Source organism: Psychrobacter sp. 1Y10, from assembly GCF_052259005.1.
Classification (GTDB): domain Bacteria; phylum Pseudomonadota; class Gammaproteobacteria; order Pseudomonadales; family Moraxellaceae; genus Psychrobacter; species Psychrobacter saeujeotis.
In genome coordinates this window covers 620647-636580 of record NZ_JBQQES010000002.1, presented here as the reverse complement: position 1 = coordinate 636580, position 15934 = coordinate 620647, and the positions used below count along the sequence as shown (strand labels likewise).

Below are 15934 nucleotides of genomic sequence, written 5' to 3'. Positions count from 1 at the left end.
AAGTAAATCAGCCTCTGTTCTAGCAATCTTAACCGTGGTTTTTTACTTAATTTATGATGGGTTATCTTCATTTCAGCAGTCTAGTATAGTGCTTATCTACTACAGCTCCTTATTTATTGTTAGCGTATGGTCATTCTTGAGTAACTTTCAAAACAATCTTACCGACATGCTTCTTTTCCAAGAACACCTCTTGAGCGGTATGTATCTCTTTTAGTGGAAAGGTGCACGCAACGATTGGGGTTATCTTACGTTGTTCGATACAGTTAACGAGGTTCTGAAATACTTCAGGCTCAAGGGAAGTACAGCCATAAAAAGTTAAGTCTTTTAGATAAAGTGTTCTGATATCTAGCTCAACCAATGCTCCTCCAATCGCACCAGATACAGCATATCGACCTCTTGGTTTTAGTAATCGTAAAAACTCAGGCCACTGCTTTCCTGCGACCAAATCGATGACGACATCAAGGCAGTTTTCGCCTAATATCTCGATCAAGTCATCATCACGTGATATCACTTGATCCGCTCCCAAATCCAGAAGTTGTTGATTTTTGCTTGGACTGGTAATAGCAATAACATAAGCACCGCGTGCTTTAGCAAGCTGGACTGCTGCCGACCCAACCCCTCCTGAAGCACCAGATATCAATACCTTATCATCTGACGAAACGTTCGCTCGCGTCAGCATATTCTCAGCAGTGGAATACGAACAGGGGAAGGACGCCAGTTCGATATTAGAGAGCGTACTATTTACCGCATAGGCATGTTTGGCAGCGACTACTGTATATTCAGCAAATCCACCATCACATTCTGAGCCATAGTAACCAAATGAATCCAGTATTTGACCATTGATTTCGCTCAGGCAAGGTTCAATTAGAACTCGTTCTCCAATACGTTCGCGACTAACATTATTACCGACCGCTACTATAGTGCCGCAAACATCTGCACCTTGGATAAGAGGCAAGTTCAAGGCACTGCCAGACCAACTGGCATCAGCGCTACTGCTATCTCCCTTTGAGTACCATGCCGTTCTAGTATTGATATCAGTGTTGTTAACCCCAGCAGCAGAAACTTGGATGAGTACTTCATTTGAAGTGGGAGTAGGTACTGGAATATCATCACGGTATTCGAGCATCTCTGGGCCACCATGACCGATAAGCTGGACACCTTTCATCGTCTTTGGGATAACTTTCATTGTTTATTTTCCTTTAAAAGTTGTGATAGTGCGGTTTGTGCTGAGGTGATGGCTTTCTTGCCTAATACAGGCCATGCACTTGATACGCCTTCATGTAGCAAAAAAATAGCGGTCGCAAGATCTTCTCTCTGACTTTGTTGCCCCAAAAAATGTTGGACTTTTTGCTTGTGTTTTTTTACTGAGTTGGCAATCACTGGATCGTCAGGAAAAGCCGCTATGGCATTCATAGACATACAGCCGTGTGGGGCGAATTCTTGCATCCATTGTTCGAGCTTGTTAAAAACATGAGTAATAGACGCTATGCCAGGGGGAGGTGATTCATTGAGCAAAAAGTCTAGGTATCTTTGATGGCGATAATCCAATGCACCAACGACCATCATCTCTTTAGAGGGATAGTATTTGTATAGTGTTCGCAGGCTGACGTTACACGCAGTTTTTAGCTGAGCAACACTTGGCTCAGCGAAACCATGTTGGCTAAAAGCTTTCTCAAGCTTAATGGCAATATCTTCTTTGATAACAGAATCCTCTCAGGTAGAATAAACACTCTACTTGAGAGGGTAAAGTATTTATTCTACCTCTGTCAAGGTATTTTCTAGATGGTAAAGGTATAGTGCTGAATGTGGATTGCTGTTGGGACAAATCGGCAATGCGGTTTGCTCACCTTGTAGCCGTCATTTAATATACTAGCGCCACTTTATTAATTAAATAACATGATAACCCCTGCCAAAACAGCATGGTAACCTTATAAAATTCTCAAAACTTGGTCAGACAAAGCCATTCTTAACTTCGAAAATCGCATAAATAGCCATCCTTTGACAGAATCTGTTTAAATTTATAGATTGTTTAATCTAGCGGTGCGTACAACGCACCCTACCGTCCAAACTCAAGTTAAGATTTTGATTACCCTAGTGAACCTTGCCATAGCAAGGCTTTTTAGCCCTGATTGCAGCGGTAGCTTGGTGGACTGTGGCGCTTACAGCACCTTGCACAGGAGTGATCGCTCGGACGTTGGAACGCTACTGTGCCTAGGTGCTGTGCGCCGCAGACTGCCAACTACAAGCGAAAAGCAGGATTAGCTCCAAAACCCCCAGTATCTAAAGCCTCAGACCAAAACCCTCTCAATCCCCATCTCATTTATTTTAATCCCAATCACTTTAATCTTAGTTATTTTCAATAAAGTCATTGATTTGCCGAGTGATTATCTTCCATAGCTTGACTTGCGAGGCTCGGCTTCCGGCACCCATATGCGGGGTTAGAATGATGCGAGGATGACCTTCATTGGCGAGCTGGACAATCGGATCATTTTCGCCGGCAGGTTCTTGTTCAAATACGTCGGTGGCATAGCCGAGTATTTGCTCTTGTCTGACTGCGCTAGCTAAGGCCTCGCTATCGACAATCTTGCCACGGGCGACGTTGACCAGTAGCGGTTTTTTGCTCATTTTGCTTAGGGTATCTTGGTTAATGAGATGTTTGGTTTCCTCGGTGAGCGGGCAATGTATGGTGATGACATCGGACTTACTAAGGACGGTTTCAAAGTCGGTGTAGTCGTCATTACGAGGCTGGCGACCTTGGCGCTCTGCCCATAGGACATTCATGTCATAGGCTTTAGCAAGCTTGGTAATCCGCTTGCCAATGTCACCGATACCAATCATACCGATGGTTAAGCCCTCAAGGTCAATGGCCTCAGCATCAATGATGTCGGCTCGCCCCTTCTCCTTCCATTCGCCACTTTTGACTTTGTTGTGGTAATTGATACTGGCACGCATGGCGCTGAGTAGTAGCATCATGGTGTGCTCGGCGACGGTGGCGCTGGCAAAATCTGGTGCGTTGAGGAGCGTGACGTCATTGTCTTCGCAGGCTTGTTTGTCAATGTGGTTGGAGCCGACAGAGAGGAGCTGGATGAGCTTGAGATTGGGTAGCGCCTCAATCACTTCACGCTCGATACGTAGGGAGCCATTAATCATGATGTCGGCGTCTTGACAGCGCTCAATGATGGTTTTATTGTCTTGTGGGGTTTCTTCAAAGGTAACGTAGTCGGTTATTTTTTCGGGGGTAGGTCGTGCAAGGTCGGCGACAAATCTTTTTTCATCAAGTAATACGGCTTTCATAAGGACTCCTTTTTTAATAGTAGTGGGTCTGTAATTTAGCACTTACTATATAAGGGTTGCGGTGGACGCTGTGTTAGCGTTTGTTCGATATCGGACAAGCTCCTATATATTAAGCGCGGCATCAAGCAAGGTTGTTTACTCCCTTCGTAGCCCTCATTTGATATACTAGCCCAACTTTATCAATGAATAACCTCTTACACCTCTCCAAAACAGCATGGTAGTCTTATGAAATTCTCAAAGTTCGGTCAAAAATTCACCCAGCCCACTGGCATCTCACAATTGATGGATGATTTGGGCGATGCGCTCAAAAGCGATCAGCCAGTCAATATGTTAGGCGGTGGTAATCCTGCCAAAATTGATGCGGTGAATGAGTTGTTTTTGCAGACTTACCAAGCGCTTGGTAATGACAGTAACGCTAGTGATCCTGATAGTAGCGCCATTATTAGCATGGCAAACTACTCCAACCCGCAAGGTGATGCTGAATTTATTGATGCCTTAGTTGGCTTTTTTAACCGTCATTATGATTGGAATCTGAGCGCGGAAAATATCGCCCTGACCAATGGCTCGCAAAATGCTTTTTTCTTCTTGTTTAACCTATTTGGCGGTGCTTTCATTGATGAAAAGAATGAGTCTGTCGATAAATCGATTCTATTGCCGCTCACGCCTGAATACATCGGCTATAGCGACGTACACATCGATGGTCAACACTTCATGGCTGTCCTGCCGCATATCGATGAAGTCACGCATGATGGCGGAGAAGGCTTCTTTAAATATCGGGTGGATTTTGAGGCATTAGAGAACTTGCCAGCGTTAAAAGAAGGTCGTATCGGCGCAATTTGCTGTTCACGTCCGACCAATCCAACGGGTAACGTGTTGACTGATGAGGAAATGGCACACTTAGCCGAGATTGCCAAGCGCTATGACGTACCGCTGATTATCGACAACGCCTACGGTATGCCCTTCCCCAATATCATCTACTCTGACGCGCAATTAAGCTGGGATAACAATACCATTCTGTGCTTTAGCCTGTCCAAAATCGGTCTGCCTGGTGTGCGTACCGGTATCATTGTCGCCGATGCGAAAGTGATCGCAGCGGTCAGCGCGATGAATGCCGTGGTCAATCTAGCACCGACACGCTTTGGTGCAGCGATTGCCACACCACTGGTAGAAAACGATCGTATCAAGCAGTTATCTGATAATGAAGTTAAGCCGTTTTATCAGCAGCAAGCAAAACTCGCTGTGAAGCTATTAAAAGAAGCTTTGGGTGATTATCCGCTGGTTATTCATAAGCCTGAAGGCGCGATATTTTTCTGGTTGTGGTTTAAAGACTTGCCGATTAGCACGCTGGATCTATACGAGCGCCTAAAAGAAAAAGGCACGCTTATTGTACCAAGTGAGTACTTCTTCCCTGGGGTTGATGTCAACGACTATCAGCACGCGCACGAATGTATTCGCATGAGTATTGCGGCGGATGAAGACACTTTGGAGAAAGGGATTGCAGTGATTGGTGAAGTCGTACGTGAGCTGTATGATGAGGCCAAAAAATAAGATTAGCTGCTAAAATCATAAGCTCAAATAGCAAAAAAAAACGGACTGTTTAATAGTCCGTTTTTTTATGGCGTTTGGTCAATGAGGCAGGTTTATTGGCTGGTCGAAAGATGGCTGTCCACTTATTTAATGCATGTAGCACGTAAGGTACTAAGCAAGTATTCACCAAATCATGAAAACTTGCCTTGATATCTACCATTCCTAATGCCAAAAACCCTCTTGGTCTAATGATATGACGGTTGTCCAAATACTCACCCAATAGAGCAACACCCGTCACCACGATCAATGCGATGAATGATCGAATACCTTGCTTTTTGATAATAGGCAGCAGTATGAGTAGACAAAGCAGATAGACGCCGACGCCAACATAAATATGCAGCGCATCTTTGGCCAATCCTGTTATGTCGATGATATCAATTTTAAAGGCGGTAAAGTCCACTGAGATATTCCAAGTATAAGCGAGCAAAAAATAATTGAGCGTATCATTAAACAACGATAACTAAAAATGAATAATAAAAATAACGGATAATAAAAAGGGCAGATTATACAAACGATAATCTACCCTATTCTGAAGCAAGTATGCAATTTATGTTTACTACCTATCTACACATCCCACTCGACGAAATTCTTTAACAGCTGCAAGCCAGCAGTATGGCTTTTTTCTGGATGGAACTGGGTGGCGAATAAGTTGTCTTGGATAACGCTGGCGCAAAATGGCTGCCCATAGTCACATACCGCCGCTACTTGTGCGCTATCGGCAGGCGCACAGTAATAGCTATGTACAAAGTAAAAATGCGCGTTGTCCTCAATACCATTCCATAACGGGTGGCTAGTATCCATCTCCGTAATCGTGTTCCAGCCCATGTGCGGCACTTTAATCGTCGCGCCTTGCTCGTCCGTCCACGCCGGGTCAAAGGCTTCTACCGTGCCATTTAAGATGCCCAAACAGTCCGTGCCACCATTCTCCGCCGACTGCTCAAACAACGCCTGCATACCGACACAGATAGCCATCACAGGCTTGTTAAATATCGCATCACGCACGACCTCATCAATACCCGCTTCATGCATACCAATCATGCAATCGCGCATGGCTCCGACACCGGGGAAAACGATTTTGTCGGCAGCAGCGACGACTTTTGGGTCATTGGTGATAGAGACGTCTGCGCCTACTGCTGATAGTGCTTTGCCAGCAGAGTGCAAATTACCCATGCCATAATCTAATAGTGCAATTTTAGTAGCTCTACTCATCTAGAACGCCTCTTTGGTCGACGGTAGCGTATTCAATGCACGCTCATCATATTCACACGCCATACGTAGCGCACGAGCAAAAGCTTTAAAGGTAGATTCGATCTGATGATGGCTGTTTTTACCTTTGAGATTGTCTAAATGCACGGTCATCCACGAGTGGTTAACCAAGCCATAGAAAAACTCACTAAATAGATCAACATCGAAAGTACCCACGTGCGAGCGCGTAAACGGAATGTCCATGTGTAACCCAGGGCGACCTGAAAGATCGACAACGGCACGGGTCAATGACTCGTCAAGTGGCGCATAAAAATGTCCGTAGCGACGGATGCCTTTTTTATCGCCAAGTGCTTTATTGAATGCCTGCCCAAGGGTAATGCCCGTATCTTCGACGCTGTGGTGATCATCGATGTAAGTATCGCCAGTACATTTGATGTCAAGGTCAAACAAACCATGACGCTTAATTTGATCAAGCATATGATCTAAGAATGGCACGCCAGTATCGACAACTCCTTGACCGGTTCCATCAAGATTGACTGTGCAAGTGATTTGCGTCTCAGCAGTATTGCGCTCAACGGTGGCCGTGCGTGCTGGGCGGCCGTGTAGATTTAAGTTTGAATCAGTTGTCATGGCTACTCTCTATCAATGAAAAGCAAACAATAAAAACAGGCCTAAAAAAGCCCGGCGAGGTCCAAATGTGAGAACGATAAAACACAAATAGTCAAAAAAACTAGTTATTATTAATAACGTTAAAAAATAATAACCTTATCATAGCAAACCCTACCATTTACCGCCATGACCAAGCGTTAAACCGCGTACAAAATCATGTCATTCTGCTAAAATAGTGAATTCAGTTTTATCAATCATTACCTGCGCCGACTTTACAACGCCATGCTATATCAATTTACTAGGAACCAACTATGCCTTTAGAAGCGATTGCCATCAATAGCTTGGATGCCCCACTCATCAAAAAACCTGCGCGTGAAAATGAGTTATCTGAGCGCTTGCATGCCTTATATGATAGCGATGATACGCAGCCTAGTGGCATAGAAGTATTAAATATCGTTACGCAAGGTTTTAAACGTGGGCAATATTTATACGTCGGTATGTTTAATGATAAACCCATCGCTGCGGTAGCCTGCTTCGATGACGGGCAAACCAATGCCAAGCGCTTGCAGTATTTGACCGTACACCCGCAAAATAAAGGCCGCGCCATTGATGCTAAGTTTATTAAATTGGTCTATGATGCTGAGGTTAAAAAAGGTGTTCGTGAGTTTGTCCCTGTTGATACAGACATTCATCGTATTATGAGCGAGTATGAGCTACTGCGTGTTAAAGAGTGAGCAAAAGTAACATTGTCTTTATTTTGACTGCTTATACCCACCTATTTTTAAGCTTTTCTCATAATTATGCAAAAATAGCTTGACAGCAACGCGTATATTTAGTTTAATAGCGACCTCAACGAGACGGCTCGATAGCTCAGTAGGTAGAGCAACGGATTGAAAATCCGTGTGTCGGCAGTTCGATCCTGCCTCGAGCCACCATTCGTTTGACGAATTCTAAAAAGCCCCGAACAGCAATGTTTGGGGCTTTTTTTATGTTTAATTTTTGGTTCGATCTATTCTTGATACAACCGGCCGCGTAAGAGCAGCTGACAGCGCTCACGCGAGTCCAAATCATAAATCGTCGCGCGGTAATCAATACCATGCCGCCCTTCAAAAAATATCACCCGATCGCCCACTGCTAAAAAACAAGACGTACGCGCATCATAGATAAAACCATCAATCACAAACGCCAAATCACGATCTGTCTCGCGTACTGTATAACTTTCTCCTTGCGGTATCAAACGCTCAAACCACGCACTATGAGCAGTATTAGTGCTTAGCACACTTATAAGCAGCAGCGCTAATAGTATGAATGCACGTTTTAATGACATCGTAAAAGTCGAGCTAGCTAGACTGCTTTTATTTACGATATTTTTACTAACTGTCATGACATCTACCTACTCAGACCTGCCCAATGATTGATTCTACTAATGACGCTTCTTATGCTAAACGCTTACTGTCACGGTTGCATAACATTTTTGTGCTGTTTTTTAGACCGCTGTGCTCAGTATACTCGATAGTATTGATAATGATAAATTTGACAGCTGAATACTAAAAAAATGACTATGAATAAGGAAAGACTATGAGAGAGTTTGATTATGATTTGGATTATAAAAACTTAGACTTGCGTGCACAGCCTGAGCTGTATCGCGTCGGTCGCGGTGAACAAGGCGTATTACTGGTAGAACCTTACAAGTCTGAAATCCTACCGCACTGGCGCTTTGCCACGCCTGATATTGCGACAGAAAGTAGCGAGACTATTTATCAGATGTTTTTAGATTATCTGGCGGATGATGACTTTGTCGGTGCAGATATGGCGCGCAAATTTATTCAAATGGGCTATACCCGCGCGCGTCGCTACGCCAATCATAAAGGCGGCAAAAAGTATAAGGGACCAGTACCTGATGATAAAAAAGGCCAAAGCGGGGCCCATGGGCGCGAAGAGCTACCACGGCAAGAGGAAGATCCTATCAAAGCAGAATCTGCCCGTATTTTTAAACAAAAATGGGATGAATGCCGCGAAAACGAAACCTATCTAAAGATGAAAAAGGAACACCGCGCGCGCTATAAAGAGGTTGAATAGCATATGTTAAAAGTCAGCTATTAAAAACCCCAGTAACAGTTAGTTTTAATAGTTTGCTGTGCTATGGTAAGACAGAACGAAAACCTAAAATTTAAATCTAATAACTTAAAAAACGAATGCAATACTTCTAGTAGCGAGGAATAATGGATAAGCAACTGCTAATTTTTGATTTTGATGGCACCTTGATTGATAGTGTGCCAGATTTGGCCGATGCAACCAACGCTATGCTAACCACGCTTGGCAAAGAGACCTACTCTCTCGACACCATACGCAATTGGGTCGGCAATGGCTCAAGAATGTTGGTTGAACGCGCGTTGGTAGGGAAGATAGAAGTGTTAGAAGGTGAATTGACGGTCGAGGAAGCCGATCATGCAGAGGAAGTATTCTTTGCCGCTTACAGCAATATTAGCGGTAGCAAAACCGTTGCCTACCCAGATGTAGATAACGGACTAAAAAAACTCAAAGCTGCAGGCTATACGTTGGCATTAGTAACCAATAAGCCCATTCGTTTCGTCCCCAAAATCTTACAATCCTTTGGCTGGCAGGATGTGTTTGTAGAAGTCTTAGGCGGTGATAGCCTGCCCGTTAAAAAACCAGACCCCGCGCCGCTACTCTATGTCTGCGACACGTTAAATGTCACCCCAGATCAAGCAGTCATGATTGGTGATTCAAGAAACGATATATTAGCCGGACAAAATGCCAATATGGACACCCTTGGGCTGTCTTATGGTTATAACTACGGGCAAGACATTCGGGAGCTAAATCCTACTCGAGCATTTGATGACTTTGCTACCTTGGTTGAATACCTTTTGAAGAATTAAGCTTTAGTGTGTTTACAACATTTAAAACACTAAGCAAATAACCCTTTACCCTACGCACTTGCATTCTGCAACGAGACCTTTGATATGACCGTACCTAGCGATATTGCCATCGCCCAAAATGTTACCTTACAGTCTATCAATGACATTGCACAAAAACTTGGTTTATCAGCCACTCATATCGAACCGTACGGACATTATAAAGCAAAAATAAATCCAGCCGATGTGTTTGCCATGCCAGCTAAGGCCAAGCAGAGCAAGTTGATACTAGTCACTGCGATTAATCCAACACCCGCCGGCGAAGGTAAAACTACGGTCACTATCGGCTTAGCTGATGCTTTAAACCGCATACATGAGCAACAAAACAGCGGTGAGAGAACGGCGGTTGCCATACGTGAGCCATCCATCGGTCCAGTATTTGGGATTAAAGGCGGCGCAGCTGGTGGCGGTTACGCGCAAGTACTGCCCATGGAAGATATCAACCTGCATTTTACCGGTGACTTTCATGCGATTGGGGCGGCAAATAACCTGCTGGCGGCGCTATTAGACAATCATATCTATCAAGGTAATGCGCTCAATATCGATCCCAAACAAGTATTCTGGCGTCGGGCAGTCGATATGAATGATCGTCAATTACGCAATATTATCAGCGGCATTGGCAAAACTACTGATGGCGTGATGCGTGAGGATGGTTTTGATATCACCGTTGCTTCTGAAGTGATGGCTATCTTTTGCTTAGCGACAGACTTGAACGATTTAAAACAGCGCCTAGGCAATATCCTAATAGCTTCCAATAAAGAAAAACAGCCAATCTACGCCAAAGACCTTAACGCTCATGGGGCCATGGCAGTACTCCTAAAAGAAGCTATAAAACCCAACCTTGTACAAACGATTGAGGGCACACCTGCCATCGTCCACGGTGGGCCATTTGCCAATATCGCCCACGGTTGTAGCTCCGTTATCGCAACCCAAGTTGCCATGCATTTAGCAGACTATACACTCACCGAAGCAGGCTTTGGCGCTGACCTTGGGGCGCAAAAGTTTTTTGATATTAAGTGTCGTTTGTCAGGGCTGACGCCAGATGCAGTCGTTATCGTCGCCACCATTCGCGCATTAAAATATAATGGTGGCGTAACTAAAGACACGCTCACTGATCAAAACTTAATCGCACTTGAGCGTGGTCTGCCCAATCTTATGAAGCATATCGAAAATATGCAGGAAGTCTATGGGCTGCCTGTAGTTGTCGCCATTAACCAGTTTGCCAGTGATACCGACGCTGAGATTGAATTGGTGCGACAAGCTTGCCTAGTAAGAGGCGTGGAAGTTGCGCTAACACAAGTATGGGAGAAAGGCGGCGCTGGTGGTGAAGATTTAGCAAAAACTTTGCTAAGTTTGCTCCATGACAACCGTCATAAACCCAGCCAATTTCGTTTGGCTTATGACAATGACCATAGTATTGCAAAGAAAATTTGTACGATAGCACAGCGAATTTATGGGGCAGATGATATTGATATCAGCAGTCTGGCTGAGGCTAAAATACGCCGCCTAGAAGCCCTTAATCTCGATAAGCTGCCGATTTGTATCGCCAAAACTCAGTATTCACTTAGTGATAATGCCAAGCTACTTGGTCGGCCTACTGGTTTTAAAGTTCATGTACGCGATATCAGTATCTTATCTGGCGCAGGCTTCATCTTGGTGATCTGTGGACCTATTATGAAAATGCCCGGCCTGCCTAAAACCCCTTCAGCTAAATATATTGATTTGGATGATGCTGGTAATATTATTGGGCTGTTTTAACTTAATAACAAATCACTTACCACGATAGCTTAGTGCCTCAGATACGTGAGCACTGGTAATATCAATACTATCGGCAAGATCGGCAATGGTACGCGCGACTCGCAATACCCGATGATAGCCACGAGCAGATAAATTTAGACGTTGCTGTGCCATCTGTAATAGCTGCTGTTCGCCCTCTCCTAGCTGAATGTATTTATCAATCTCACTAGGGCTTAGCTCATTATTTACTTTCTGTTGCCGCTGTAATTGCTGCTTATGCGCAGCGGCTACTCGCGTGCGTACTTGTTCGGATGCTTCGCCAGCCTGAGCGTTTTGCAAGTCTGCAATCGGTAACGCTGGTACGGTAATATGTAGATCTATCCTGTCTAGTAGCGGACCTGATAGTTTGTCTTGATAGCGCTTGATCTGTTCAGGACGACAACGACAGCGCCCTGTTCCGTCACCATCGTAGCCGCATGGACAAGGGTTCATCGCCGCCACCAATTGAAAATTTGCCGGAAAGGTCATTTGCGAGTTGGCACGGCTAATCGTGATTTGCTTGGCTTCTAACGGCTGGCGCAATACTTCTAACACGGTACGATCGAATTCTGGTAATTCATCAAGGAATAACACGCCTTTATTAGCAAGCGTAATCTCACCAGGCTTGGGACGTGAGCCTCCGCCGACCAACGCCACCGCTGATATAGTGTGATGCACTTGTCTAAATGGCCGTGTGCCATAATCGTAGTCGCTGTCTGCAACTGAATAGGTGCTCGCCACTTCTAGCGCATCTTCATCACTTAAATCCGGCATGATAGTCGGTAGCCGTGATGCCATCAATGTCTTGCCTGAGCCAGGTGGTCCTGTAAATAACAGCGAGTGACCACCCGCTGCGGCAATCTCTAGCGCGCGCCTAGCATGATGCTGACCTTTGACATCCGCCAAGTCTACCGAATAGCCAAGGTGTTGCTGTGTAGGTTTAGACTGGACCACCTCTAAACGCCTATCTGTAGCACTGGAGTCTGTTAGTGATTGTAGATGATCACAGACAGCTTTTAAGTTTTGGGCGGCCAATATCGTGACACCATCGACACGGCTAGCTTCAGCACCATTGTCCATCGGTACGATTAACTCTGCGGTTTGTGGTTCTTGCCATTGCTCAGTCAGTGGCAGCTCATTGTTTTTTGACGGTTTAGATGCTTTTGACGATTTTAAGGCCAACGCTTCCGCTTTGATCGCGCGTGCTACTGCTAAGCTGCCTGTCACCTGCCGAAGCTCCCCATTGAGCGCAAGCTCGCCGATGAACTCAAACTCTGACAGAGACTCTGGATCAATCTGATCACTGGCTGCCAAAATACCGATAGCGATCGGTAAATCTAGCCTAGCACCTTCTTTGGGCAGGTCTGCTGGGGCTAAGTTAATGGTCAAACGGCGATTGGGAAATTGAAATCCTGAATTAAGAATGGCTGAGCGCACTCTATCTTTACTCTCGCGTACAGCAGCTTCTGGCAAACCTACGATGGTCAATGCTGGCAGGCCTTGGGACAAATGTACTTCAATGATGACTTTGGGAGCATGTAGGCCCACGACCGAACGGGTATAAACTTGAGCAAACGACATCGGCGTTTCCTAATATAGAGAGCCATTAATCATAAAGTATTATTAACCAACGCGCAAATGTCGTGTTTTATCGCTGGTGTAGATGACCGATGTTGTTATATGATGAGTAAATGCTCTTATATTTAGCGTTGGCTGATTGGTACAAGGTGACCATCAGTACTAAAGAGCATTGGCAATAAAAGGATTTTATTGATCATATAAAGCTCGATAATTATTGTTTTTAACGGCTTTATACACACCAACTAACCATGGATGGATAAGCTTATGAGCATTGATATGCTTAATCAGCGTGTGCCTAGGCTCGCGCTACTCACAGTCGCAGTTTCTTTTGGGCTGTCTGGGTGTTTTGGCGACGACAATGACGACTTTACGATTTCTCAACCAACTTACTCCGTAGACATTCAACGTACCGAGTTCGGTATACCTCATATCACTGCCAATGATTATAAAAGTCTAGGCTACGGTGTGGGCTATGCTTTCGCCGAGGACAACCTCTGCTCCCTGGCACGTGAACTGGTGGTCGCTAGCGGTGAGAGTATGCGGTACCTAGGTGATCAAGGTAACTTAGCTAACGATGTATTTTATACGTGGTACAACTCTCCTGAGCGACGTGCTGAATTCCTAGCGGCTCAAGATCCTGAAACTATCGATGCGGTGACAGGTTATGCGGCAGGATATAGTAGGTACTTACGCGATACAGGAGCTGCCAATATCGACCCCGCTTGTGCCAATGCTGAATGGGTCCGAGAAATCACTACCGATGATTTATTGACAGTTTATGGCAAAGCCAACCTGCGCGGTGGACTCTCTAATTTTGTCGGCGCTATCGCAGCAGCTGCACCGCCAGCGCAAAATGTAGTGATGGGCAGCTCAAGAATGAGCAGCGCTGCGACAAACCCAGTAGCCGAATCCGCACCTGAATTCGATATGACAACGATCAACGTCTTAAATGGCGGTAGTAATGCGTATGCGTTTGGTAGCGATGTGACTGGTACCGACAAGGGTATTCTTTATGGTAACCCGCATGAACCATGGAGCGGTGTTCAGCGCTTCTATGAGTTTCATCTGACTATGCCAGGTAAGCTGGATGTGATGGGGGCAGCCCAACAAGGTCAGCCCTTTATCAATATCGGTTTTAACAAGGATGTGGCATGGAGTCACACGGTTTCTACCGCCAAACGCTTTACCCTTTATCAGCTAAGCTTGGTAAACGGTGACCCGATGAAGTATAACTATCTAAATAGCGACGGTATGCTTGAGCAGCGTGATATCGAAGAAGTTGAGGTAACCGTTAAGTTGCCAGATGGCAGGGAACGCGTTGAATCGTTATATGTGTCTCACTATGGACCTATGTTGAATGCCAAAGCGCTAAACGGTCAACTGCCTGGTTGGGGGGACGCAAGCAATGTAGCCTATACTATTCGCGATGCAGCTTCTGAAAATCCCCGCGCGCTCAATCAGTGGCGTAGTATGAATATGGCAACTAGCGTTGAGGATTTAAAAGATAGAATGCAAAACATTCTAGGCCTAGGGTTTGTCAATACCATCGCAACCGACCGTTACGGTAAAGCACTGTATGCAGATATCTCAACCGTGCCTAATGTGACCGCAGAAAAACTAGCAACCTGTAGTGCTAATGCTGGTCCCGCTCTTGGCGCTTTAATAGCATCAAACTTACCTGCGCTCAATGGTAGTACTGCCGCTTGTGAATGGGGTAATGATGCAGATTCACCGCAAGCAGGTATCTTTGGCGGCTCAAATTTACCGTTCTTAATTCGTGATGACTATGTGCTTAACTCAAACGATTCTTATTGGCTGAGTAATGCAGATAAGCCCCTAACAGGATTTTCACCGTTATTGAGACGTGAGTTATTACCTCTCTCTGAAGATGCCTCGCCATTGTCTCCACGTACTCGTATGGCCTTTACTCAAATATTCGATCGATTGGATAATACAGATGGTCTAGGCGGCACTACTTTCAATCTTGATAATATGCAAGAAGTTGTCTACGGCAATCGCAGTTATGGTGCTGAATTGGTACTGGATGATGTTTTAGACGATTGTCAAGCTGCTCCGACCTTGCCTCTAACTGGTGGTGGTACCATCGACGCTACTCAAGCTTGTACTATCTTGAGTAACTGGGATCGTCGTAATAACCTTGATAGCCAAGGCGCTCATGTTTTCAGAAAATTCTGGACCAACTTTGAGTTTAGTAGTTATGCAGGATTTAAAACTCCATTTGATAAAAATGATCCTATCAATACCCCTCGTGACTTAATCATCAACGACAAAACGCGTACTGCTCTAGGCGACGCTATCAACTATTACAATAGTAAAAATATTGCACTTGATGCCACGCTTGCCGATTTACAGTTCGTCATTGATGAAGGCACAAACGGTGAGAAAATCTCAATGCATGGTGGCTTCGGAGGCGAAGGTATCTTCAATGTCGCAAGCTCAAGTCAAAACGATGATGGCACATATGGCCCAATCACCCACGGCCCCACTTATATGCAAGCGGTAACCTTTGATAGTAAAGGTCCCGTTGTAGAGGCGCTATTAGGTTATTCACAAGCTTCAGATACGACGCGACCTTATCATCGTGATCAAACGCGTCGTTACTCTGCTAAGGACTGGATACGCATGCCTTTTAGCAAAACTGAGATCAACAATCAGGCCGTTGGTAATGCGATTCAATTAAGAGAATAAATATCACCCAAATTTAACCGAATAAAAAAGACCTTAGATGAATTCTAGGGTTTTTTTATTGAAAAAAATAAGCAATATTTAACATACTAAAAAATCCATTAAGCTCCCCACTGCGAGTAAGGATTTGTTATACTAGCGACTGTTCACTTATCTGTAAATAACGCGATAAACAACCCTCTTATCTATCGTCGTTTTGGATAAAATGGGTACAAAACGCGCTACTAAAATAAATTACT

General features: G+C 44.8%; 14 protein-coding genes, 1 tRNA gene and 1 pseudogene. 7 read left to right on the top strand and 9 right to left on the bottom strand.

What is annotated here, in order from left to right; genetic code table 11:
* Positions 1-130: 130 nt before the first annotated feature.
* From ACTXGH_RS05710 to ACTXGH_RS05695, 4 genes and pseudogenes are all read right to left on the bottom strand, one after another.
* On the bottom strand, positions 131-1186 hold the full coding sequence (locus ACTXGH_RS05710; protein ID WP_439296202.1) for an alcohol dehydrogenase family protein: 1056 nt from the start codon (positions 1184-1186) through the stop codon (positions 131-133).
* Complete coding sequence (locus ACTXGH_RS05705; RefSeq protein ID WP_443561723.1) at positions 1183-1446, bottom strand: hypothetical protein; 264 nt, start codon at positions 1444-1446, stop codon at positions 1183-1185. The genes ACTXGH_RS05710 and ACTXGH_RS05705 overlap by 4 nt, the downstream gene beginning before the upstream one ends.
* Positions 1447-1569: 123 nt before the next feature.
* Positions 1570-1683: pseudogene (locus ACTXGH_RS05700) on the bottom strand (TetR/AcrR family transcriptional regulator); the annotation flags it as partial.
* Between the two features lie 663 nt (positions 1684-2346).
* Positions 2347-3294, bottom strand: coding sequence for an NAD(P)-dependent oxidoreductase (locus tag ACTXGH_RS05695; RefSeq protein ID WP_439296200.1), 948 nt, complete (start codon positions 3292-3294; stop codon positions 2347-2349).
* Positions 3295-3519: 225 nt separating this feature from the next.
* Here ACTXGH_RS05695 and ACTXGH_RS05690 point away from each other — a divergent pair, with 225 nt between their 5' ends.
* Complete coding sequence (locus ACTXGH_RS05690) at positions 3520-4842, top strand: valine--pyruvate transaminase (protein ID WP_439296199.1); 1323 nt, start codon at positions 3520-3522, stop codon at positions 4840-4842.
* 49 nt (positions 4843-4891) lie between these two features.
* Here ACTXGH_RS05690 and ACTXGH_RS05685 read toward each other — a convergent pair whose 3' ends face one another.
* From ACTXGH_RS05685 to hisB, 3 genes are all read right to left on the bottom strand, one after another.
* On the bottom strand, positions 4892-5281 hold the full coding sequence (locus tag ACTXGH_RS05685) for a hypothetical protein (protein WP_439296198.1): 390 nt from the start codon (positions 5279-5281) through the stop codon (positions 4892-4894).
* Between the two features lie 164 nt (positions 5282-5445).
* Complete coding sequence (hisH, locus tag ACTXGH_RS05680; protein ID WP_439263424.1) at positions 5446-6090, bottom strand: imidazole glycerol phosphate synthase subunit HisH; 645 nt, start codon at positions 6088-6090, stop codon at positions 5446-5448.
* The gene (gene hisB, locus ACTXGH_RS05675) at positions 6091-6717 is read right to left on the bottom strand and encodes an imidazoleglycerol-phosphate dehydratase HisB (RefSeq protein ID WP_439263422.1); all 627 of its coding nucleotides are present in this window, start codon (positions 6715-6717) and stop codon (positions 6091-6093) included.
* 290 nt (positions 6718-7007) lie between these two features.
* On the opposite strand from hisB, the gene ACTXGH_RS05670 reads away from it, so the two are divergent.
* Complete coding sequence (locus ACTXGH_RS05670; RefSeq protein WP_439296197.1) at positions 7008-7430, top strand: hypothetical protein; 423 nt, start codon at positions 7008-7010, stop codon at positions 7428-7430.
* Positions 7431-7555: 125 nt separating this feature from the next.
* Positions 7556-7631, top strand: a tRNA-Phe gene (locus ACTXGH_RS05665).
* 74 nt (positions 7632-7705) lie between these two features.
* Here ACTXGH_RS05665 and ACTXGH_RS05660 read toward each other — a convergent pair.
* Positions 7706-8080 carry a hypothetical protein gene (locus ACTXGH_RS05660; protein ID WP_439263418.1) on the bottom strand — a complete coding sequence of 125 codons (375 nt, stop codon included), beginning with the start codon at positions 8078-8080 and terminating at the stop codon, positions 7706-7708.
* A 194-nt stretch (positions 8081-8274) separates the two neighbouring features.
* Between ACTXGH_RS05660 and ACTXGH_RS05655 the strand changes: the two genes are divergently transcribed.
* The 3 genes from ACTXGH_RS05655 (at position 8275) to ACTXGH_RS05645 (ending at position 11390) form a co-directional block, all read left to right on the top strand.
* Entirely contained in the window at positions 8275-8775 is a 501-nt protein-coding gene (locus ACTXGH_RS05655; RefSeq protein ID WP_439296196.1) for a DUF4385 domain-containing protein, read from the top strand.
* A 143-nt stretch (positions 8776-8918) separates the two neighbouring features.
* Entirely contained in the window at positions 8919-9596 is a 678-nt protein-coding gene (locus ACTXGH_RS05650; protein ID WP_439296195.1) for a phosphoglycolate phosphatase, read from the top strand.
* An 84-nt stretch (positions 9597-9680) separates the two neighbouring features.
* Complete coding sequence (locus ACTXGH_RS05645) at positions 9681-11390, top strand: formate--tetrahydrofolate ligase (RefSeq protein ID WP_439296194.1); 1710 nt, start codon at positions 9681-9683, stop codon at positions 11388-11390.
* Between the two features lie 12 nt (positions 11391-11402).
* Here the strand turns inward: ACTXGH_RS05645 and ACTXGH_RS05640 are convergent, their stop codons facing one another.
* Positions 11403-12989: a YifB family Mg chelatase-like AAA ATPase gene (locus tag ACTXGH_RS05640; protein ID WP_439296193.1), complete on the bottom strand. Its 1587-nt coding sequence runs from the start codon at positions 12987-12989 to the stop codon at positions 11403-11405.
* 264 nt (positions 12990-13253) lie between these two features.
* Between ACTXGH_RS05640 and ACTXGH_RS05635 the strand changes: the two genes are divergently transcribed.
* Entirely contained in the window at positions 13254-15698 is a 2445-nt protein-coding gene (locus tag ACTXGH_RS05635) for a penicillin acylase family protein (RefSeq protein WP_439296192.1), read from the top strand.
* The last annotated feature ends 236 nt before the right edge of the window (positions 15699-15934 follow it).